The 20,214-nt window shown below is 72.4% G+C and carries 22 protein-coding genes; 4 read left to right on the top strand and 18 right to left on the bottom strand.

Translation table 11 applies throughout. The features are described 5' to 3' along the window. The first annotated feature begins 8 nt into the window (after nucleotides 1–8). Complete coding sequence (locus B0I33_RS22035; RefSeq protein ID WP_106180740.1) at nucleotides 9–938, top strand: HAD family hydrolase; 930 nt, start codon at nucleotides 9–11, stop codon at nucleotides 936–938. A 12-nt stretch (nucleotides 939–950) separates the two neighbouring features. On the opposite strand, the gene B0I33_RS22030 is transcribed toward B0I33_RS22035, so the two are convergent. From B0I33_RS22030 to B0I33_RS21970, 13 genes are all read right to left on the bottom strand, one after another. After that, nucleotides 951–1,997, bottom strand: a complete 1,047-nt coding sequence (locus tag B0I33_RS22030; protein ID WP_106180739.1) for a lysophospholipid acyltransferase family protein — start codon at nucleotides 1,995–1,997, stop codon at nucleotides 951–953. Then, nucleotides 1,994–3,043, bottom strand: a complete 1,050-nt coding sequence (locus B0I33_RS22025; protein ID WP_106180738.1) for an NAD-dependent epimerase/dehydratase family protein — start codon at nucleotides 3,041–3,043, stop codon at nucleotides 1,994–1,996. Before B0I33_RS22025 ends, B0I33_RS22030 begins: the two co-directional genes overlap by 4 nt. Nucleotides 3,044–3,277: 234 nt before the next feature. Further along, on the bottom strand, nucleotides 3,278–3,379 hold the full coding sequence (locus tag B0I33_RS22020; protein WP_005453035.1) for a 30S ribosomal protein bS22: 102 nt from the start codon (nucleotides 3,377–3,379) through the stop codon (nucleotides 3,278–3,280). Between the two features lie 123 nt (nucleotides 3,380–3,502). Then, nucleotides 3,503–3,718 carry a helix-turn-helix domain-containing protein gene (locus B0I33_RS22015; RefSeq protein ID WP_106180737.1) on the bottom strand — a complete coding sequence of 72 codons (216 nt, stop codon included), beginning with the start codon at nucleotides 3,716–3,718 and terminating at the stop codon, nucleotides 3,503–3,505. Between the two features lie 338 nt (nucleotides 3,719–4,056). Further along, on the bottom strand, nucleotides 4,057–4,866 hold the full coding sequence (gene proC / locus B0I33_RS22010; RefSeq protein WP_106180736.1) for a pyrroline-5-carboxylate reductase: 810 nt from the start codon (nucleotides 4,864–4,866) through the stop codon (nucleotides 4,057–4,059). Nucleotides 4,867–4,876: 10 nt separating this feature from the next. Then, the gene (locus B0I33_RS22005; RefSeq protein WP_106180735.1) at nucleotides 4,877–5,701 is read right to left on the bottom strand and encodes a thioesterase family protein; all 825 of its coding nucleotides are present in this window, start codon (nucleotides 5,699–5,701) and stop codon (nucleotides 4,877–4,879) included. Next, entirely contained in the window at nucleotides 5,698–6,639 is a 942-nt protein-coding gene (locus B0I33_RS22000) for a proline dehydrogenase family protein (protein WP_106180734.1), read from the bottom strand. The genes B0I33_RS22005 and B0I33_RS22000 overlap by 4 nt, the downstream gene beginning before the upstream one ends. A gap of 122 nt (nucleotides 6,640–6,761) precedes the next feature. Further along, nucleotides 6,762–7,559 (bottom strand): sugar phosphate isomerase/epimerase family protein, encoded by a 798-nt coding sequence (locus B0I33_RS21995; protein ID WP_181193407.1) that lies wholly within the window; start codon nucleotides 7,557–7,559, stop codon nucleotides 6,762–6,764. 8 nt (nucleotides 7,560–7,567) lie between these two features. Next, nucleotides 7,568–9,091 carry a hypothetical protein gene (locus B0I33_RS29750; RefSeq protein ID WP_146147541.1) on the bottom strand — a complete coding sequence of 508 codons (1,524 nt, stop codon included), beginning with the start codon at nucleotides 9,089–9,091 and terminating at the stop codon, nucleotides 7,568–7,570. Between the two features lie 35 nt (nucleotides 9,092–9,126). Further along, complete coding sequence (locus B0I33_RS21985) at nucleotides 9,127–10,116, bottom strand: Ppx/GppA family phosphatase (protein ID WP_106180731.1); 990 nt, start codon at nucleotides 10,114–10,116, stop codon at nucleotides 9,127–9,129. Between the two features lie 27 nt (nucleotides 10,117–10,143). Continuing rightward, nucleotides 10,144–10,836, bottom strand: coding sequence for a response regulator transcription factor (locus tag B0I33_RS21980; protein ID WP_106180730.1), 693 nt, complete (start codon nucleotides 10,834–10,836; stop codon nucleotides 10,144–10,146). Continuing rightward, the gene (locus tag B0I33_RS21975; protein WP_281259453.1) at nucleotides 10,833–12,044 is read right to left on the bottom strand and encodes a sensor histidine kinase; all 1,212 of its coding nucleotides are present in this window, start codon (nucleotides 12,042–12,044) and stop codon (nucleotides 10,833–10,835) included. Before B0I33_RS21975 ends, B0I33_RS21980 begins: the two co-directional genes overlap by 4 nt. Nucleotides 12,045–12,194: 150 nt before the next feature. Then, nucleotides 12,195–13,082, bottom strand: a complete 888-nt coding sequence (locus tag B0I33_RS21970) for an oxidoreductase (RefSeq protein WP_106180729.1) — start codon at nucleotides 13,080–13,082, stop codon at nucleotides 12,195–12,197. A gap of 96 nt (nucleotides 13,083–13,178) precedes the next feature. Between B0I33_RS21970 and B0I33_RS21965 the strand changes: the two genes are divergently transcribed. Next, complete coding sequence (locus B0I33_RS21965; RefSeq protein ID WP_106180728.1) at nucleotides 13,179–13,823, top strand: helix-turn-helix domain-containing protein; 645 nt, start codon at nucleotides 13,179–13,181, stop codon at nucleotides 13,821–13,823. Nucleotides 13,824–13,839: 16 nt separating this feature from the next. Here the strand turns inward: B0I33_RS21965 and B0I33_RS21960 are convergent, their stop codons facing one another. Continuing rightward, nucleotides 13,840–14,589, bottom strand: a complete 750-nt coding sequence (locus tag B0I33_RS21960) for a phosphoglyceromutase (protein WP_106180727.1) — start codon at nucleotides 14,587–14,589, stop codon at nucleotides 13,840–13,842. 466 nt (nucleotides 14,590–15,055) lie between these two features. On the opposite strand from B0I33_RS21960, the gene B0I33_RS21955 reads away from it, so the two are divergent. Next, the gene (locus B0I33_RS21955) at nucleotides 15,056–15,454 is read left to right on the top strand and encodes a hypothetical protein (RefSeq protein WP_106180726.1); all 399 of its coding nucleotides are present in this window, start codon (nucleotides 15,056–15,058) and stop codon (nucleotides 15,452–15,454) included. Here B0I33_RS21955 and B0I33_RS21950 read toward each other — a convergent pair. The 4 genes from B0I33_RS21950 to B0I33_RS21935 all read right to left on the bottom strand — a co-directional run bounded on the left by B0I33_RS21950 (nucleotide 15,451) and on the right by B0I33_RS21935 (nucleotide 19,343). Continuing rightward, a complete protein-coding gene (locus tag B0I33_RS21950) occupies nucleotides 15,451–15,972 on the bottom strand; it encodes a type III secretion system chaperone family protein (protein WP_106180725.1) in 522 nt (173 codons plus the stop codon). The genes B0I33_RS21955 and B0I33_RS21950 overlap by 4 nt on opposite strands. Next, entirely contained in the window at nucleotides 15,969–17,264 is a 1,296-nt protein-coding gene (gene mshA, locus B0I33_RS21945) for a D-inositol-3-phosphate glycosyltransferase (RefSeq protein WP_106180724.1), read from the bottom strand. Before mshA ends, B0I33_RS21950 begins: the two co-directional genes overlap by 4 nt. A 16-nt stretch (nucleotides 17,265–17,280) precedes the next feature. After that, complete coding sequence (locus B0I33_RS21940) at nucleotides 17,281–18,108, bottom strand: alpha/beta fold hydrolase (RefSeq protein ID WP_106180723.1); 828 nt, start codon at nucleotides 18,106–18,108, stop codon at nucleotides 17,281–17,283. A 74-nt stretch (nucleotides 18,109–18,182) separates the two neighbouring features. Next, a complete protein-coding gene (locus B0I33_RS21935) occupies nucleotides 18,183–19,343 on the bottom strand; it encodes a L,D-transpeptidase (RefSeq protein WP_106180722.1) in 1,161 nt (386 codons plus the stop codon). 71 nt (nucleotides 19,344–19,414) lie between these two features. Between B0I33_RS21935 and B0I33_RS21930 the strand changes: the two genes are divergently transcribed. Beyond that, a complete protein-coding gene (locus B0I33_RS21930; RefSeq protein ID WP_106180721.1) occupies nucleotides 19,415–20,146 on the top strand; it encodes an SDR family NAD(P)-dependent oxidoreductase in 732 nt (243 codons plus the stop codon). Nucleotides 20,147–20,214: the final 68 nt, after the last annotated feature.

Here is a 20,214-nt window from a genome sequence, read left to right as displayed (position 1 = left end):
CGGTACGCGTGTCACGGTGGTGGCTTCCCGGCAGGGGCCAGGAGCGGGAGCGCCGCGCGGCGCTGGCCGGCGAGGCCTCGGCCGACGCCGCCGTCGCGATGGAGGCGGCCGCGGCGGCCGAGCCGGAGGTCCGCACCGAGGAGCCCGCGCCGCCGCCCGCACCCCCCGACCTGACGGCGGCCGCCTTCTTCGACGTGGACAACACGATGATGATGGGCGCCTCGATCTTCCACTTCGCGCGGGGACTCGCGGCGCGCAAGTACTTCACCTCCTCCGACCTGGCCGGATTCGCGTGGCAGCAGGTGAAGTTCCGTGTCGGCGGCAGGGAGTCCAGGGACGGCGTGCAGTCCAGCCGGGAGCAGGCGCTGTCCTTCGTGGCCGGGCGCACGGTGGACGACATGGTCGCCGTCGGTGAGGAGATCTACGACGAGCTCATGGCCGACAAGATCTGGGCGGGCACGCGGGCGCTCGCCCAGATGCACCTCGACGCGGGCCAGCGGGTGTGGCTGGTCACGGCGACGCCGGTGGAGCTCGCGGCGATCATCGCGCGGCGACTCGGTCTGACGGGCGCGCTCGGCACGGTCGCGGAAAGCGTGGACGGTGTCTACACCGGCAGGCTGGTCGGTGACCTGCTGCACGGGCGGGCCAAGGCGCACGCCGTGCGCGCGCTCGCCGCCCGCGAGGGGCTCAACCTGCGCCGGTGCACCGCCTATTCCGACTCGCAGAACGACGTGCCGATGCTGTCGGTGGTGGGCACCGCCGTGGCCGTGAATCCCGACGCGGGGCTGCGCGAGATCGCCAGGGACCGCGGCTGGGAGATCCGCGACTTCCGCACGGGGCGCAAGGCCGCGAAGATCGGGGTGCCCTCGGTGCTCGGCGCGGGCGCGCTGGCCGGCGCCGTCGCCGCGGGCATCGCCTACCGCAGGCGCGTCGCCTGAACCGGCCCCGGCTCAGCCCTTGAAGACGCCCTCCCGCTGGGAGAGCCTGCGGTAGAGCATCTGCTGGATGCTCTCGCGGACCTGGTCGGTGAGGTTGAACACGAGCATCGGGTCGTCCTCGGCGTCGGCGTCGAGCGCGTCCGTGCGGAGGGGCTCGCCGAACTCGATGTACCACTTCGTGGGCAGCGGGACGGCCCCGAGCGGCCCGAGCAGCGGGAAGAACGGCGTCACCGGGAAGTACGGCAACCCGAGCAGGCGGGCGAGCGGGCGGATGTCCCCGATCTTGGGGTAGATCTCCTCGGCGCCGACGATGGCGCACGGGATGATCGGCACGCCCGCCCGCAGCGCCGCGGACACGAAGCCACCCCGGCCGAAGCGCTGCAGCTTGTACCGCGACGCGAACGGCTTGCCGACCCCCTTGAACCCTTCGGGCCACACGCCGACGAGCTCACCCGCGCCGAGCAGCCGTTCCGCGTCCGCGTGGCAGGCCAGCGTCTGTCCCGACTTGCGCGCGAGCGTGCCGAGCAGCGGGGTGCGGAAGAGCAGGTCGGCGCCGAGCATCCGCAGGTGCCGGTGGGCGGGGTGCTCGTCGTGCACGGCGACCGCGGTCATCACGGAGTCGATCGGCAGCACGCCCGAGTGGTTGCACACGAGCAGCGCGCCACCCTCGCCCGGCACGTTGGCCAGGCCCTCGGTACTGACCCGGAACCACTTCTCGTACAGCAACCGCAGCGGCGGCAGCACGAGCGTCTCGGTGAGCTCGGGATCGAACCCGAACTCGTCGATCCGGTAGTCGCCGGTGAGCCGGTGGCGCAGGAAGCCGAGCAGCCGGTCGAGCACCTCCGGCGGGGACGCCACCCCGTCGGCCTCCGGCAGCGGCTCCGCCCTGCCGGGCAGCGCCACCACCGGGTCCCTGCCCCGGTCCGCACCGGGCGGGGCGGGAATCGGTTCGGTGACCACCTCCCGGCCGCGATGCAGTGGAATGACCTGTGCCGTCGTGCCGGCTGTCCCGGTCGTCACAGTGTCCGCCTCCCTGCGTCGGTCTCGCGGATGTGTCATCGTCTCGCTGCCTGTCCCGTCGCGGCGGCGGCCAGCACGTTGTCGGCCAGCCGCGCGATCCGGTCGCCGTCCACCAGCGCCCGCAGGCCCCGGCCGTGGACGAAGTCGTCGAACGCGTCGCGGGTGGTCCACCGGGGTGTGAACCCGAACGTCCGCTTGAGCCTGGTGTTGTCCACCACGCGGCCGTAGTTGAGCAGGCGCACCTGGTCGGAGGAGAAGTCGACCAGGTTGGCGCCCCGCAGCACCTTGCCGACCGAGGGCATCATCGCCCTCGGCACCGGCAGCTCGACACGGCCAGCGCGGCGGATGGCCTGCGACAGCGTGAGCACGCCGTCGGCGGCGACGTTGAACACGCCCGGCTGGTCCGCCAGCGTCGCGGCCTCCAGCACGGCCAGCGCGTCCGAGGAGTGCAGCAGTTGCAGGCGCGCGTCGTAGCCGAGCACGGTCGGCACCACCGGCAGCGAGAAGTACCGCGCCAGCACGGTGTCGACCTCGGGTCCGATGATGTTGACGAACCGCGCCGTGGTGACGGTGATGTCCGGCCGCCGCCGGGACAGGCCCCGGACGTAGCCCTCCATCTCCACGGCGTCCTTCGCGTAGCCGTTGGTCGAGGCCGGGATGAGCTCGGACTCCTCGGTGAACACGGCGGGCGAGCGGGGACCGGCGCCGTAGACGGCGGCCGTGGACTTGACCACGAGCTTGCGGACGAGCGGCGCACGCTGGCACGCGGCGAGCAGCCGCATCGTGCCGATGACGTTGACCTCCTTGATCGCCATCCGCCTGCCGGGGCCCGCGGGGTGACAGGTCGTGGACGCGTGCACGACGGTGTCCACCCGGGCCGAGCCGATGATCTTCGCGATGAGCGGGTTGCGGATGTCGGCGCGCACGAACTCGGCGTGACCCATCCGCCGCTGGATGTCCTTGCCCGGCGGGGACGTGTCGACGCCGATGACCCGTTCGAGCTCGGGGTTGTTCCCGAGGCGGGCGAGCAGCCTGCCGCCGAGCTCACCACCGACCCCGGTGACGAGCACGATGTTGGACGGCATCGGACCCCCTGCGACGTGGGACTGGGCACGGGCGGCGACGCGACGGAAGGACGCGCCTGGAGATGTTACTCCGCGAAAGAGGTGACGGAGCGGGCTCTTACATGCTATTAACCCGGCTCACGCCCGCTGTCCACCGGTTGTCACCCGACAGCGCGATGGCCCGCCCGGACGATGCCGGACGGGCCATCGGAAGCGTTCTGCGCGGCTGTCCTGCCGGCAAGCGCGCCAGCGGGCCTACTTGCCCTGCTTGCGGCGCTGCACCCGGGTACGGCGCAGCAGCTTGCGGTGCTTCTTCTTGGACATGCGCTTGCGGCGCTTCTTGATCACCGAGCCCACAGGTGCTCCTTTAACGTCGGTCGTCGGTTCACGTGGGGCCGCACGGCGTACCACGCCGAGCGCATCTGCCACGAACGGCCTACCAGGTTACCCGGGGCTTGGGCAGGCGCTCGACCTGGGCCCCTAACCGACGTCGAAATACGCGTTGTCGAGGTAGTCGTGCACGGCCTTCTCGGGCACGCGGAACGACTTGCCGACCCGCACGGCCGGCAGCTCGCCCGAGTGCACGAGCCGGTAGACCGTCATCTTGGACACCCGCATCAGCGAGGCCACCTCGGCAACCGTCAGGAACTGCACCTGCCGGGGACCCGGCACGTCTTCCTTTCTGTCCGGCGGCATCTTTTCACCATGTCCCATCCACGTGCCGCGCCGCTCGGCTTCCCCACCGACGGATCGGCACGCACGTACTCCCACGAGGGTAGCGGGACGGGTGGGGCGAATGCGACGCCTGTCACGAGGAATGACCATCGGCCGGAACGCTCCGTGACCAGGGCGGGGCGAACGGTGGTCACTCCGGGAGCGTGCTGCACAACCTCGCCCGTCGCGAGCGGTGATCCAGACGGATGCGTCGCAAGGCGGAGGGTCGTCCGCGTACCGGAGCGTACTCGGGCGATCCGGCAACGCGGCGAGGCGCCGTCTGGCACCGCGCAGCAGGGCGGCGGTCGTTCAGCGCGCTCCTAGTCCTCGTGGGCCCTGCCGAGCTCGACCGAACGGTCCCTGGCGGCCTCGATGGCGGCGAGCAGGGCGGCGCGCACGCCGTGCTTCTCCAGCTCCCGGATGGCGTTGATCGTGGTCCCGGCGGGTGAGGTGACGTTCTCCCGCAGGATCACCGGGTGCTCGTCGGAGTCGGCCAGCATCTTCGCGGCGCCGACGGCGGACTGGACGATGAGCTGCTCGGCGACCGCACGCGGCAGGCCGAGCAGGATGCCCGCGTCGATCATGGCTTCGACCAGGTAGAAGAAGTAGGCGGGCCCCGAGCCGGACAGGGCGGTGACCGCGTCCTGCTGCGACTCCGGCACCTCGACGACTTTGCCCACGCTGGACAGCACCGCCGCCACGGTCCGGACGTGCTCCGGCGTGGCGTACCGGCCCGCGGACACGGCGCTCATGGCCTCGTTGACCAGCATCGGCGTGTTCGGCATCACCCGCACGACCGGGGTGCCCTCCGGCAGCCGCCGCTCGTACAGCGCGGTCGGCAGGCCCGCGCACAGCGACACGACGAGCGAGTCGGGGCCGATCAGCGGGGCCAGCTCCGCGAGCAGCGGCTCGATGTCCTGCGGCTTCACGGCCACCACGAGCACGTCGGCCCGTTTGGCCGCGTCGCCGACCGAGACGCTCTCGACCCCGTACCGCCGCGTCAGCTCGGCGGCGCGCTCCGGGTGCCGCTCGGTGAAGCACAGCTCACTCGCGGGCCTGCCGCTGTGCAGCAGCCCGGACAGCAGCGCCTCACCGATCTTCCCAGCTCCGAGTACCGCGATCGTCGACATGCGGCTCACCCTACGGCGCGGGTGCCAGCGCCAGCTGGCGTGCCTGGCACACGATGCGGCCCGCCGAGTCGACGACGGTCGCGTCCGAGTCGAACCACGCCTCCTGGATGGACCGGGACTCCACGTGCACCCGCAGCCAGCCGGGTGCGGGCCGGGCTCGCACCAGCGCGGTGAGCTGGGCCGTCGGTGCCCAGCCGAACCGGCCGAGGCTGAACACCACGGGCGGGTTGACGTCGCCGGCCAGCACCGCGAACAAGGGGTCCACCTCGCCGTCCTTCGGCCGCACCCACAGCCGCATCCGCGGTGGGTCGCCGGTGCGGCCGGACAGGTAGCCCGCCGTCGCGGGGTCGAGGCGCACCTCGCAGCCCTTGGCGAGGTTGAACATGCCCTCCGACGTGTCGCCGGACAGCACGACGGCGCCCGGCGGGGGCTCGGCGGGCATCGCGGGCGCGTCGTTCCACACGGGCCTGCGGGTGGGCAGCCTGCCGGTGGTGACCCTGGCCTCGACGCAGCTGCGCCCGCGCTGTTCCAGCCCGACGGCGACGACCGTGGTGCGCCTGCCGACCTTCCGGACGTCGGTGCGCAGCAGCACCGGCCCGCACGCGGGCGGGCGCAGGAACTCGGCGCTGACCACCATCGGCTCGGCCGGCGGCTCACCCTGCTCGGCGAGAGCCTTCAGCGCGGCCTTGGCGAGCAGCGCCAGCACGAAGCCGCCGTGCGGATGCCCACCGATGGACCACTCCTGGCGCAGGTCCGCCGTGAACGTTCCGTCCCCGAGCGAGCGGGCGCTGCAGGCCGACTGGAACGACGCCGGACCGAACTCGACGGTGCTCACGAACGGCTGGCCAGTGCTCGCAGGAAGAACGCCGTGTTCGCGGGCCGTTCGGCCAGCCGTCGCATCAGGTACCCGTACCACTGCTCACCGAACGGCACGTACACGCGCACGGTCTCCCCTTCCGCCGCCAGCCGGCGCTGCTCGTCCGGCCGGACCCCGTACAGCATCTGGTACTCGTAGCTGCCCTGCTTGCGGCCGTACCAGCGGACCCGTTCCGCCAGCACGGCGATGAGGCGCGGATCGTGTGTCGCGAACATCGGGTAGCCCTCTCCTTCGAGGAGCAGGTTCGCGCAGCGTACGTAGCTGAGGTCGACCTCGTGGGCCGAATCGAACGCGACGTCCGCGGGCTCGGCGTAGGCCCCCTTGCACAGCCGCACGCGGCTGCCGGGGCCCGCCAGCGCGGCGGCGTCCGCCTCGGTGCGGCGCAGGTAGGACTGCAGCACGGCGCCCGTCCGGGGCCACGTGCGCCGCAGCTCGGCCAGCACGCGCAGGGTCGCGTCGGTGGCGGTGTGGTCCTCCATGTCGACGGTCACGGTGGTGCCGCGCTGCTCGGCGGCGGCACAGACGCGGGAGGCGTTGTCGAGCGCGAGCCGCTCGTCGAAGGGGCCGGTCCCGGTCCGGACGCTGAGGGCGGAGAGCTTGACGCTCACCTCGGCCCGCCCGGCGAGCCCCTCGGCGTGCAGCTCGTCGAGCAGGCGCAGGTAACTGCGCACGATCTCCTCGGTCAGGGCCCGGTCACTGGTGTCCTCGCCGAGATAGTCGAGGGTGGCGTACCGGCCGTCGGCCGCGAGGGCCCGGACGGCGGCGAGGGCGTCGGCCGTGGTCTCGCCTGCCACGAACCGCTGGACGACGCCCCGGGTGCCCGGCGCGGTGGCGACGAGGCGCCGGATCGCCTCGTTGCCTGCGGCGGCGAGGATCAACGAACGCAGCGGGTTCACAGCAAAAACTGTACGTGTCGGTAGGCACCGATCGATGCCTGCCTTCGTACGTCGTGCCGCCGCGTGGTGTGCACCACGCGGCGTGCTCACGATGCGTGACCAGGCACGACGGCTGCCGCCCGCTACTGGCCGAGGTGGAACCGGGCGAACAGCAGGGCCTCGGCCAGATCCTTCACCCGCTGTGCGCTGCGCCGGGCGCCGCGGGTGTTGACCTCGAGCACGACCTGCCCCTGGAAACCGGTGGTCGCCAGCCGCTCCAGCAGCTGGGCGCACGGCTGGCCGCCCCGGCCAGGCACCAGGTGCTCGTCCTTCGGCACGCCGGTGCCGTCGGCCAGGTGCACGTGGCTGAGCCCCGCACCCATGCGGTCGGCCAGCGCCAGCGCGTCCATGTGCGCGGCGGCGGCATGGGAGAGGTCGAGGGTGTAGTTGCGGTAGCCGACGTCGGTCGGGTCGATCGAGGGCCGGAACGCCGACACCCTGCTGTGGCGGCCGCCACCGGGCGGCCGGACCTTGAACATGTTCTCCACGGCGATGGCCACGCCGCTGGACTCCTCCAGCTCGGCGAGCAGGTCGGGAAAGTAGTCGCCGTAGCGGCGCTGCCAGCGGAACGGCGGGTGGACCACCACGGTCCGAGCCTCCAGCTCCAGGGCCGCCTCCACGCTCCGCTTGAGCCGCACCACCGGGTCCGGCGACCAGACCCGCTGCGTGATGAGCAGCGAAGGCGAGTGCACCGACAGCACCGGCACCCCCGTCCCCTGGCTCAGCTTGCGCAGCGCGGGCACGTCCTGGCTGACCGGATCGGCCCAGACCATCACCTCGACCCCGTCGTAGCCGAGCGCCGCCGCGAGTTCGAACGCGTTCTGCGCGCGCAGCGGCCACACCGACGCCGTCGACAGTCCGACGGGGATCGCCGAGTTCACCAAGCGCGCTACCTCGACACGAGCAGCAGGGCGGCGGGTGACACCGTCACCACCAGCCCCACCAGCAGCGCGAGCACGGTCGTCTGGAGGTCCTCCGCACGCCGGACCCGGCGGACGATCCACACCAGCCCGACCGTCACCACCAGCGCGGCGACCAGCGCGGCGGCGGGCAGCTGCACCCAGAGCCAGTTGAACGCGAGCCACACGCCCGCACCGCCGACCACCCCGAGCGCGAGCTGGCCGGCGAGGGCCAGCCACTGCCTGGCCGGGGACGGCTCCTCCGCGGCCTCCGGGAACGCCTCGGCGTCGTCGGCATCGGCGTCGTCGAGGTCGTCGTCGGTGTCGGCGGCGTACTCGTCGTACGGCTCGTCCTCGTAGTCGTCGTACGGTTCACCGGCGTAGCCGACGGCCGTCCCGCCCTCGCCGAGCGGGTCGTCGTCGAGGACGCCCGTGCGCGCGCGGCCGCCGAATCCTGGCCCGTCGCCGTAGTCGTCCTCGTCGTCGAAGTCCGGCACGAAATGCCCGGTGGGCGGTCCGGCGTCGGCGGCGCCCCCCGGGCCGGGCGGCACGGCGGGCATCACGCCGACCTCGGTGTCCTCCTGCGCGACCGGGTCCCGCTCCCGCCGGGACGTCCGGCGCCCGCGCCAGCCGGAGAGCCCGGCGGGCGGTTCGTCCACGTTGGGGGCCGCGTCGGGCGCGTGCGCCTCCGGTGGCGCGGGACCGTCGCTCACCGCGGGGAACTGCTCGGTGTTCGGCTCGGCCGCGGGCGGCGGCGCTCCCCGCAGCGGTCTGCGGCGCAGCGGCGGCGCGGGGTAGCCGCCGGCCTGCGGCGGCGGGGGTACGGGTGGCCCCGGCTGCTCCGGAGCGCCCGGCTCGGAGGTGGCGTCCCCCAGCCCGTCGAGCCGGGCCGAGAGGGTTCCGTCCGGCCCGTGGTGCTGTGGCGGGGGTTGCGGCGGCGGTGGCGGGGCGGGCACCGCTCTCGGCCCCCGCCCGCGCGGCGCCTCCGGCGGCACCGGCAGGGGCTGGCTGGGCTGGGCGGGAGCGGCTCCACGCGGGGGCAGCGGATTTCTGCCGTTCTCCTCCGGCGCGGGAGCCGGGTAGGCACCCGTGCCGTGCGGCGGTGCCGCGGGCGGCGGAGCCTGCGGTGGTGGCGGTGGCGGCGCGCTCCTCGGCTGGTACCGCGGCGGCGGCTGCGGGGGTGCCTCGTCCTGCGGCGGCTGCGGTGCGGGCGGCGGCTGGGCCGGTTGGGGTGGCTGGGGCTCGGCCGGGGCCACGTGCCCGTTGCGTGCGGGAGCGGCGTGCTCGCCCCTGCCGTTGCGGCCGGGTGCGGACGCGCTCTCCGACCGGATGCGTTCGATGATCGCCTGGGGCGCCGTGTCGCTGATGTCCGGCTGACGGCCGCCAGGTGCGTCGTCATCCTCGGCAGCGCGACGCCGCCGGCGGCGTGTGCCACCGACCTGCCCGCCGTGTTGGGCGAGCAGTTCGGCCACAGTCTTCTGTGTCCGCTTCTCGCCGTCGCTGTCTCGAGTCATCACCTTTCACCGTGCCCGTCGCCCGTTGTCTGCGTCTAGTGTGAACTAGGACGGCAATCGCGCCGACCCTGGCCGGTCAACAGTGCAGTCTGGTCCGCACCGTTCGCGTGGTCCAGTCGCCGCAGGATGACCCCCTCGCGGAGGGCCCAGGGGCAGATCTCCAGCTCAGCGAGACCCAGCGCGCGCATCGTGGCCTGCGCCACGAGCGCGCCGGCCACGAGCTGGTGTGCCCTGCTGGAGCTGACCCCTTCCAGCTCGGCGAGGTCGGCCGACGACATCCGCGAGATGAAGGAGATCAGCTGCCGCAGCGCGGTGTCGGTCAGCGTCCTGCGGGCCCGCGGCCCGGCCGAGGAGGGTGCGGCACCGGTGAGCCGCGCCAGCGAGCGGAACGTCTTGGACGTGGCCACGACCCGGTCCGGCTCACCGAGCCCGGCGACCTCCTTGGCCAGCCCCTTGACCTGCTCGTCCAGCCACGCGGTGGTGGACACGAGCTCCGACCGGGTGGGCGGGTCGTGCCGGAATCGCGTGCGCGTGAGCCTGCCCGCGCCGAGCGGCAGCGACTCGGCCAGCTCCGGCTCCTCGTCGATGCCCATGGCGACCTCCAGCGAGCCGCCGCCGATGTCGAGCACCAGCAGCTTGCCCGCCGACCAGCCGAACCAGCGGCGCACGGCGAGGAACGTCAGCCGCGCCTCGTCGACGCCGGTGAGCACCTGCAGCTCGACCCCGGTCTCCTCGGTGACCTTGCGCAGCACCTTGCCGGAGTTGCCCGCCTCGCGCACGGCCGACGTCGCGAACGCCAGTACGTCCTCGCAGCCGAGCCGGGCCGCCGACTCCCTGGCCGCCGCGATCGCGCGGACCAGGCCGTCGGCTCCGGCCTTGGTGAGCTGCCCGTCCGCGTCGAGCTGCTCGGCGAGCCGGAGCACGGTCTTCTCGGAATGCATCGGCGTGGGGTGGCCACCGCGATGCGCGTCCACCACGAGCAGGTGGACGGTGTTCGACCCGACGTCGAGTACCCCTAGGCGCACGAAACCCTACGGTACCCGGCGCGCGGACTACGTTTCGAACTTGTAGCCGAGCCCACGCACCGTCACGAGGTGTCTCGGCGAGCCGGGATCGGGTTCGATCTTGGAGCGCAGGCGCTTGACGTGCACGTCGAGCGTCTTGGTGTCGCCCACGTAGTCCGCGCCCCACACCCGGTCGATGAGCTGCGCCCTGGTGAGCACCCGGCCCACGTTGCGCAGCAGGTACTCGAGCAGGTCGAACTCCTTCAGCGGCAACGAGACCTCGGTGCCGTCGACCGTCACGACGTGCCGCTCCACGTCCATCCGGACCGGCCCGGCCGCCAGCACCGGCGGCGCGAGGTCGCCCTCGGAACCGCCGTTCTCCCCGCCGCGGCGCAGCACGGCCCGGACCCGGGCGATCAGCTCGCGCGCCGAGTACGGCTTGGTGACGTAGTCGTCGGCCCCCAGCTCGAGCCCGACCACCTTGTCGATCTCGCTGTCCCGCGCCGTCACCATGATCACCGGCACCGAGGCGCGCTGCCGCAGCTGCTTGCACACGTCGGTGCCGCTCATACCCGGCAGCATCAGGTCGAGCAGGACGATGTCGGCGCCGTTGCGGTCGAACTCCTCCAGCGCCTGCTGGCCGTCGGTGGCGACGGCGGTGGTGAATCCCTCCTTGCGCAACAGGAAGGCCAGCGGGTCGGCGAACGACTCCTCGTCCTCGACGATCAGCACCCTCGTCACGGTGTTCCTCCCTGTTCGGTGCTCTCTCCAGAGGTCGCCACCAGCGGCGCGGGGGTCTCCTCGCGCCGGGGGGCGGGGGCCTGCTGCTGCCGTTCGGGTCCGGCGTGCGCGGGGATGCGCAACGTGAACGTGGAACCGGTGCCCGGGCTGCTCCACAGCTTCACCTCGCCGCCGTGATTGGCGGCGACGTGCTTGACGATGGCGAGGCCGAGACCGGTGCCGCCGGTGACCCGCGAACGGGCCTTGTCGACGCGGTAGAACCGCTCGAACACCCGCTGCTGTTCGTCCTTGGCGATGCCGATGCCGCGGTCGGTGACGGCGATCTCGACGTAGCCGTCCACCAGCCGCCTGCTGATCGACACCGGGCTGCCCTCCGGGGAGTAGGCGACCGCGTTCTCCAGCAGGTTCGACAGCGCGGTGACCAGCAGCGTGCGGTCGCCCTCGACGAGCAGCCCGCTGGGGTCGTCGGTGGCCACCGAGATGTTCGCCGACTCGGCCGCGAGCTTCGTGCGGCCGAGTGCCTCGCGCACGACGGCGTCGACCTCGACGACGTTGAGATCGGGCAGCCGCTCGGCGCCCTGCAGGCGCGACAGCGCGATCAGTTCGGTGACCAGCTTCCCGAGCCGGGTGGACTCGCGGAGGATCTTCTCGCCGAAGCGGCGCACCTCGTCGGTGTCCTCGGCCGCGTCCAGCACGGCCTCCGCGAGCAGTGCGATCGCGCCGACGGGGGTCTTGAGCTCGTGGCTGACGTTGGCGACGAAGTCCCGCCGGGTCGCCTCCAGCCGCACCGCGTCGGAGTGGTCCACGGCCTCCACGACGGTGAAGCCGTCGCCGAGCGGCCGCACCTCGCCGAGCACGGCCTCGGGGCCCCTGCCCCGGACGGCCAGCGGCGAGAGGTCGATCTCGGCGGGCTCGGCCGTCTCCACCACCTGCTCGGCGGCCTTGCGGGCCCTGGCGTCGGCCTGCCCGTTCTGGACCAGGCCGAGCGCCTCGGCTCGCCGGTTGTGCAGCACCATGTCGCCGAACCGGTTGAGGACGAGCACCCCGTTGTTCGACGACCGGACGATGCGTTCCAGCAGGTCGGCCACCGTGGGCCCGGCCGGCACGCCCCGCGTGCCCGCCGACCGGCCGCGGGCGAGCACGAAACCGATCACCGCACCGGCCACCAGCGCGCCGATGGCCAGAGCGAGTGCTGCGGGCGCGGTCACGGGGGAATCGTAAGCATCGAGGTAGCCCATTGGCCTAGTCCTGGCGGCGTTGTCGTGATGGCCGTGACACCTTCAGGTGTCTTGTTCGCCGCCACTTCAAGGCAAGTTTACTTGGTCGTCGCTCTCCGTCGATCTACCTGCAAGAACAGCTCATTCGATCGAGTTCAACGTGGCCATGTCCTGCGCGGAGAGTCGTATGCCGGCAGCGGCCACGTTCTCCTCGAGGTGGGCCGGGTCGCCGGTGCCCGGGATCGCCAGCACGTGCGGTCCCCGGTGCAGACTCCACGCGAGCAGGATCTGCGCCGGGGAGACACCGTGCGTCTCGGCGAGGGCGGTCACCCGCTCGTCCGTGGTGCCCGACTGGATCGCGAAGAACGGGACGAAGGCGATGCCCTGCTCGGCGCACAGGTCGACCAGCGCGTCGTCGGCGCGGTTGCCGAGGGCGTACTGGTTCTGCACGCACACGACCGGCGCGATCGCCTGCGCCTCGGCGAGGTGCTCGGGACCCACGTTGGAGAGCCCCAGGTGCCGGATCAGGCCCTCTTCCCGCAGCTCGGCGAGCACTCCGAACCGGTCGGCCAGCGACCCGGTGCCCCGCTCGAGCGCCGCGCCGATGCGCAGGTTCACCAGGTCCAGGTGATCCCGGCCAAGCTGGCGCAGGTTCTCCTCGACCTGCCCGCGCAGCTGCTCGGGCCGGGCCTCGGGCAGCCAGTCTCCGGACGGGTCCCGGCCGGGCCCGACCTTCGTACCGATCACCAGTTCGTCGTAGTGCCCGCGCAGCGCGGTGTTGACCAGCTCGTTGGCCGACCGGGACGGCGAGAAGTAGAACGCGGCCGTGTCGAGGTGGTTCACGCCGAGCTCGACGGCCCGGCGCAGGACGGCAACGGCCTGCTCGCGGTCGCGCGGGCGCCAGCCGGAGTCCTGCGGCAGCCGCATGGTGCCGAAGCCGAGCCGGTTGACGGTGCGGTCGCCGAGCCGCCAGGTGCCCGCCGCGCCCGCGGGGCCGGTGCCTGCGTTGTTCGTGGTCGTGACTGTCATGGCACCAGCCTCGCCCGGCCCGGCCGGGGACCGCCACGAACGGCAGCTTGCTGCCACACGTTGCCGAGCGCGCCGCCGCCTGGCCAGACTGGACCGGTGCGAGACACCGGGGACGCCGTGGTGGTGCGCGGCGAGGAGGAGCTGTTCGAACGGACGGCGCACCTGTTCGCCACGGCCGGTGAGGTCGCGTGCGCGGCGAACGACCTCCACACGTGGGCGGCCGCCCGGCGGCGACGATCCGGCACGGCGCGGCACCCCGCGACCCTGCGGGTGCGCAAGATCTACCGGCCCGGCGTGCTGCTCGACCCCGCGACCGCGCGGCACCTGCGGGAGGTCGCGGAAGCGGGCGCGGACATCCGGATCACCGCCGAGGAGATCAACGAGACGATCATCCTCGACCGGCGGCTGGCCATCCTCGCCGGTGACCTCGCGGCCGGTGTGCGGGGCTACAGCGTCGTCACCGTGCCCGAGGTGGTGCAGGGCGTGTGCTCGCTGTTCGAGGCGGCCTGGCGCGGCGCCACCGAGCTCGCGGTGTACGAATCGAGGTTCGCCGAGATCCGGCTGCTCGCGCCGCGGATCCTCGACCTGCTCGGCTCCGGGTGCAAGGACGAGACGGCCGCCCGCAGACTCGGCATGGGCCTGCGGACGTACCGGCGCCGGGTGGCGGAGCTGATGGCCGCCCTCGGCGCGACCTCCCGGTTCCAGGCCGGGATCCGGGCGAGGGAGCTCGGCCTGGTCTGACGGCGCGCGGCGGCGCTCAGCGGCCCTGGTTGGCCACCGCCGCGGCCGCCTCCTTCGCCGCGTCCGGGTCGAGGTAGGTACCGCCCGGGTTGACCGGCCTCAGGTCGGCGTCCAGGTCGTAGCGCAGCGGGATGCCCGTCGGGATGTTCAGTCCCGCGATCGCCTCGTCGGAGACGCCGTCGAGGTGCTTGACCAGCGCGCGCAGCGAGTTGCCGTGCGCCGCGACCAGCACCGTGCGGCCCGCCCGCAGGTCCGGCACGATCGCCGAGTCCCAGTACGGCAGCAGCCGCGCCACCACGTCCTTCAGGCATTCGGTGCGGGGCATCTCCGCGCCGAGACCGGCGTACCGTGCGTCGGCGTCCTGGCTGAACTCGCTGCCCGGCTCGATGGGCGGCGGCGGGGTGTCGTAGGAGCGGCGCCACAGCATGAACTGCTCCTCGCCGAACTCCTCCATCGTCTGCTTCTTGTTCTTGCCCTGGAGGGCGCCGTAGTGCCGCTCGTTGAGCCGCCAGTCACGGCGCACGTCGATCCAGTGCCGGTCGGCGACGTCGAGCGCGATGTTCGCCGTCGAGATGGCCCGCCGCAGCAGCGACGTGTGCACCACGTCCGGCAGCAGCCCGGTCTCGGCGAGCAGCTCGCCGCCGCGGCGCGCCTCGGCTTCGCCCAGCTCGGACAGCGGGACGTCCACCCAGCCCGTGAACAGGTTTTCCGCGTTCCACGTGCTCTGCCCGTGTCGCAGCAGCACCAGGGTCCCAAGTTCGGCCATGCCGTTCAGCCTGCCAGAGACGGTTGCGAACGAACCCCGCGGCCAGCGGCTCTACTCAAAGTTTCCCGGGGGAGGTAACGCAGATCACTCGTTCGCTAAGCACTCTGCCAACAAGATTTCGGCCGGGTTAACCAGGTCGCATTGCGTTAACGATTGACAGCAAGTTCACTCGAAAGGAGTAATGAGTAGCCTTGTGATTACTGACCCGAGTCTGACAAGTTGGCTATCAACCCGCTCGGCCGGCAACCACGCACTCCCCGACCGAAAGCGGGCACAGGCGCAGCTCGTCTCCCCCCTGCCGAGCTGCGACCCGCCGGCCCCGTTGGCATCCCCCTCGCCACCGGGTCCATGCGGCGGGAACGTCAGCGGGGCGGCTCGAGTTCGCGACTCCCCCCTCCCTCGAGCCGCTCCGCTCCGCCCTCCGCTCCCCCTGTGCGCGGAAAGCGCGCACCACGGGGCTCCGCCATTGTTTCTGGGGGCCGAGCCCCCAGACCCCCACGGTGCGGGCTCCTCGCCTTGGCGGCGTGGTCTGGCCGGGGGTGACCAGCACCGGCTGGCCCGGTACGCCGGTGGTCCGGCCAGGAGCAACCAGCACCGGCTGGCCCGGTACGCCGGTGGTCCGGCCAGGAGCAACCAGCACCGGCTGGCCCGGTACGCCGGTGGTCCGGCCAGGAGCAACCAGCACCGGCTGGCCCGGTACGCCGGTGGTCCGGCCAGGAGCAACCAGCACCGGCTGGCCCGGTACGCCGGTGGTCCGGCCAGGAGCAACCAGCACCGGCTGGCCCGGTACGCCGGTGGTCTGGCCGGGGGTGACCAGCGCCGGTTCGTCAGTGTGGTTCGGGCTCCGGCGCGGTTGGCCGGTTAGTTTCCGTCGGTGGTGAGGGAGCCTGGCTCGTGCGGGGAGGCGGGCTCCACCAGGTGCCGGAACGCCCGCAGGTTGGCCAGCGACTCGCCCCGCGAGACCCGCCATTCCCACTCCCGCCGGATCGACGACGCGAAGCCCAGCTCCAGCAGCGTGTTGAAGTCCCCGTCCGCCGCCTCGAGCACCTGCCCGAGGAGCTTGTCCAGCTCCGCCTCGGTCACCGTGTCCAGCCCGAACCGGCCGACCAGGTAGATGTCCCCCGCGTCGTCGATCGTGTAGTGCACGCCGTAGAGCTTCGCGTTGCGGCGCAGCAGGAACCGGTAGACGTCCTCGTGCGCCTCGTCCGGACGGCGGCACACGAACGCCTCCACCGCGAACGAGTGCTCCCGCGCCACCAGCCAGCAGTTCGTCTGCAGCTTCTTCGTGCCGGGCAACGTGACGAAGTACACACCGTCGCCCTTGCGGTCGTAGGTCAGCTCCGCGGAATCCAGCGCCGAGGAGATCACGTCGTCGAGGCTCACACCGCCACCTCCAGTGCCGTGTCGCGGAAGTCCCGCATCGCCTCCGCGTACGCCGCCAGCAGCGCGTCCGTGGTGCGCTCCCACGAGAACCGCGCCGCGTGCCGCACCGCGCTCGCGGCCAGCTCCGCCCGCCGTCCCGGGTTCAACGCCACATGGGCCAGCGCGCCCGCCCAGTCGCCGGCGCGGTGCGAGGGCACGAGCAGGCCCGACTCGCCGTGCGCCACCGCCACCGGCAGGCCACCCACCTCGGCGGCCACCACCGGCGTGCCGCACGCCTGCGCCTCCAGTGCGACCAGCCCGAATGACTCGTTGTAGCTGGGCACCGCCACCACGTCGGCGGACCGGTAGACGTCCACCAGCGCCTCCCCCGCCTGTGGCGGCAGGAACCGTGTCGATCCGGCGATGCCGAGCGAACCGGCCAGCTCCCGCAGCGCCTCCGGCTGTTCCAGACCGGAACCGGAAGGTCCGCCCGCCACCAGCACCACCAGCCGCTCCCGCAGCTCCGGCCGCTCGCGCACCAGCTCCGCCGCCGCACGCAGCAGGACGTCGGGCGCCTTCAACGGCTGGATCCGGCCGACGAACGCGAGCACGACCGCGTCGGCGGGCAACCCCAGCGCGGCCCGCGCGGCCGCCCGGGAGCCGGGTGCGAACCGGTCGAGATCCACCCCCGGCGAGACGGTCTGCACCGCGGCCGGGTCGGCGTCGTAGAGGTCCACCAGCTCCCTCGCCTCCACGTCGGTGTTGGCGACGAGCCGGTCGGCCTCGGCGACCACCTGTTCCTCGCCGATCACGCGGGTCCTCGGCTCCGGCGTGTCGCCGTGGGCCAGCGCGGCGTTCTTCACCTTCGCCAGCGTGTGCGCGGTGTGCACCAGCGGCACGCCCCACCGGTCCCTGGCCAGCCAGCCGACCTGTCCGGAGAGCCAGTAGTGCGAGTGGATCAGGTCGTAGTGGCCCGGCTCGTGGAACGCCTCGGTGCGCAGCACACCCGAGGTGAACGCGCACAGCTGGGCGGGCAGCTCGTGCCTGCCCAGCGGCTCGAACGGGCCCGCGGGGAGGTGCCGCACGAGCACCCCCGGCGCCAGCTCGGCCACCGGCGGCTGGTCCGACGACGTGGCGCGGGTGAACACCTCCACGCTCACGCCACGGCGGGCCATCTCCACCGCCGTCTGCGTGATGTAGACGTTCATCCCACCGGCATCTCCCCTGCCCGGCTGCTCCAGGGGCGAGGTGTGCACCGACATCACCGCCACCCGGCGCGGCTGCCTCGCCCGCCGGTGCAAGGAGATCGTCACCGAACCACCTTTCTGCTCACGCGCCGGTAGCCCGCTCCCCGGCGAACCGCAGCAACGTCGCGTCGAACTCGGATGCGGCCTCGACGAACGGCAAATGGCCTACACCCTCCCACCAACGCGTCGCGCACCCGGGTATCTTCCCGGCCGCGTACTCGCCCGCGGTGACGTCGACGACCGCGTCCTCCGTGCCGTGCAGCACGAGCGTGGGCACGTCCACGGCGGCGAGCACCTCGGCGCTGTCGACCTCCCGGCGGAACAGGGCACCCCGCACCGAGGGCGGCACCGCGAGGCTGGCGCCCAGCAGCGACTGCGCCGTCGGACCGGGCAGCTCCCGTGCGGCCATGCCCCTGGCCAGGCCGGTCAGCGCGGGCAGGGCGACGTCGAGGTCCGCGGAGAGCGCGTCCGGCAACGCGCCGCGCATCGCGGGGCCGACGCGGCCGCCCGCACGGCCCCGCCCGATCTCGGTGATCGCGCCGACCAGCACGATCCCCGCCAGCCCCGCCGTGCCACGCACGCGCAGGTAGTCGGCGATCACCAGCCCGCCGTACGACCAGCCGACCACCACGGCGGGCTCACCGGCGAGGCCGAGCACGGCCGCGAGGTCGCCCGCCCACGTCTCCGGGTCGTCGTAACCGCCCGCGGGCACGTCCGAGGCACCGTGCCCGCGCAGATCGAGCGCCACCATCCGGAACCGCCTGCGCAGCTCCGGGTCGGCGAACTGGCGGTCCCACGCCTTCGCCGACTGGGCCCAGCCGTGGACGAACACGATGGCGGGCGCCGCCTCGTTGCCTTCCACGCGCACGCCGATCCGGGCGCCGCCGGCGCCCACCACTTCCGTTCTCACTCGCTCGCGTCTCTCCCGCTCCGGGCTCGTGAGTGAAGAACGTGGTGAGAACCACGTTTCCCACTCACGAGCGGCTACAGCGCCGACTTCGACTTCCAGGTCTCCCAGTCCAGCAGCCAGTCCATCACGTCGGACGTCGTCGGGAACGACGCCTTCGAACCGGTGACCTCCACCGGATCGCCGATCAGCGCCGAGTCGAAGTAGGCCTTCGCATCGGCCTCGAAGAGGTTCACGCACCCGTGCGAGGTGTTCTTCTTGCCGATGTTGGCGCGGTTCTCCTCGTTCTCGTGGATGTACTCACCGTGGTTGGAGATCCGGCAGCACCACTTCTTCTTGACGTTGGTGTAGCCGTAGCGCTCGTTGTCGAAGATCGAGGTCGGCTCCTTGGTCATGACGATCACGGTGCCGTTGGGCGTGTTCAGGTTCGGGTCGTCGTCGCGGCCGTTGCTGCACGGGTAGTTGGCGAACTCGGTGCCGTCGCGGTAGACGCGCATGCGGTGGTCGGGAGTGTGGATCTTGACGACCTGGTTGCGGCCGATCGTGAACCTCGTGGTGACGTCGGCCTTGCCGTAGGCGCCGCCGCCGTAGTGCACGCCGTACAGCTTCGCGGTGACGTTCACCTGGGTGCCCGCGGGCCAGTACTCCTTGGGCCGCCAGTCGACCTGGCGGTCGGACAGCCACGCCCACGCGCCCTCGACCTCGGGGGTCGTCTCGACCTTCAGCGCCCGCTGAGCCGCGGCGCGGTCGCTGATCGCCTCCGCGAACTTGACGCTGATCGGCATGGCGACACCCACCTGCGCGTCGTCGATCGGGTTCAGCGTGGCCCTGACCTCCCTGGCCGGCGTCACCGTGCCGAAGCTGCCGGTGAGCTCGGCGACCTTGTTGTCGCCGCCCTTGGCCTTGGCCGAGTACGTGTAGGTCCTGCCGTAGCCGAGCGGCTCGGTGCTCGTCCACTCGGTGCGGTCGGCGTTGAACTCGCCTTTCACCGCGCCGCCGTCGGCGTTGGTGAGCGCCACCTCCGTCAGCGCGCCGTCCTTGGCCGTGACCTTGACCGGCTGGAGGACCGGGACGTCCTGCGCGTCCACGGCCGGGTCCACGCTGATCGTCGCCTCGGGTGGGAGCTGCGCCGGATCAGCGTGCGGGGTACCGGCCGTGGTGCCGCCGGAACACGCGGCGAGCAGCCCGGCGGAACCGGCTCCCAGCGCGGCTCTGAAGACCGTACGCCGTTCGATCACCCTTCAACCTCCCGTACACCCACGCCAAACCGCTCGTGAGCAGCTCGACATTACCTGGCAGCATGCATGCCATGAGCACCCGAACCGCTGTCATCACCGGAGCCAGCGCCGGCATCGGCGCGGCCACCGCCCGGGCCCTGGCCAAGGCCGGCTTCCACGTCGTTCTCGGCGCGCGCAGGCACGACCGGCTGCAAGCGCTGGCCGACGAGCTCTCCGGGACCGCACTCCCACTGGACGTCACGGACGCGGACTCCGTTGCCTCGTTCGCGGAGCACATTCCAGAATGCCACGTGCTCGTCAACAACGCCGGTGGCGCGCGTGGCCTGGAGCGCGTGGTGGACGCCGACGAGGCGAACTGGCGCTGGATGTGGGAGACGAACGTGCTCGGCACGCTGCGGGTGACCAAGGCGTTGCTGCCCACGCTGCTCGCGTCCGGGGACGGGCACGTGATCACTGTGACGTCGATCGCCGGGCACGAGGTCTACGACAACGGCTCCGGCTACACCTCGGCGAAGCACGCGCAGGCGGCGCTGCACCAGACGCTGCGCTCGGAACACCTCGGTGACCCGCTGCGGCTCACCGAGATCGTGCCCGGGATGGTGGAGACGGACTTCTCCCTGAACCGGTTCGGGGGCGACAGCGAGCGGGCGGCGAAGGTGTACCAGGGGCTGCAGCCGCTGACCGCGGACGACGTCGCCGAGGTGATCGCGTTCGCCGCGACGCGGCCCTCGCACGTCAACCTGGACCAGATCGTGCTCAAGCCGCGCGCCCAGTACAACGGAAGCCGGTTCCACCGCGAGTGACATCCCCCGGCCCCGACTTCCCCAATGTGGCGTTGGTTGCGTTCAACGCACCGAATGCCACATTGGGT

Source organism: Prauserella shujinwangii (assembly GCF_003001955.1).
Taxonomy (GTDB): Bacteria; Actinomycetota; Actinomycetes; order Mycobacteriales; family Pseudonocardiaceae; genus Qaidamihabitans; species Qaidamihabitans shujinwangii.
Note: the sequence above shows the minus strand (reverse complement) of the source record. Positions and strands in the feature narration are given on the sequence as shown.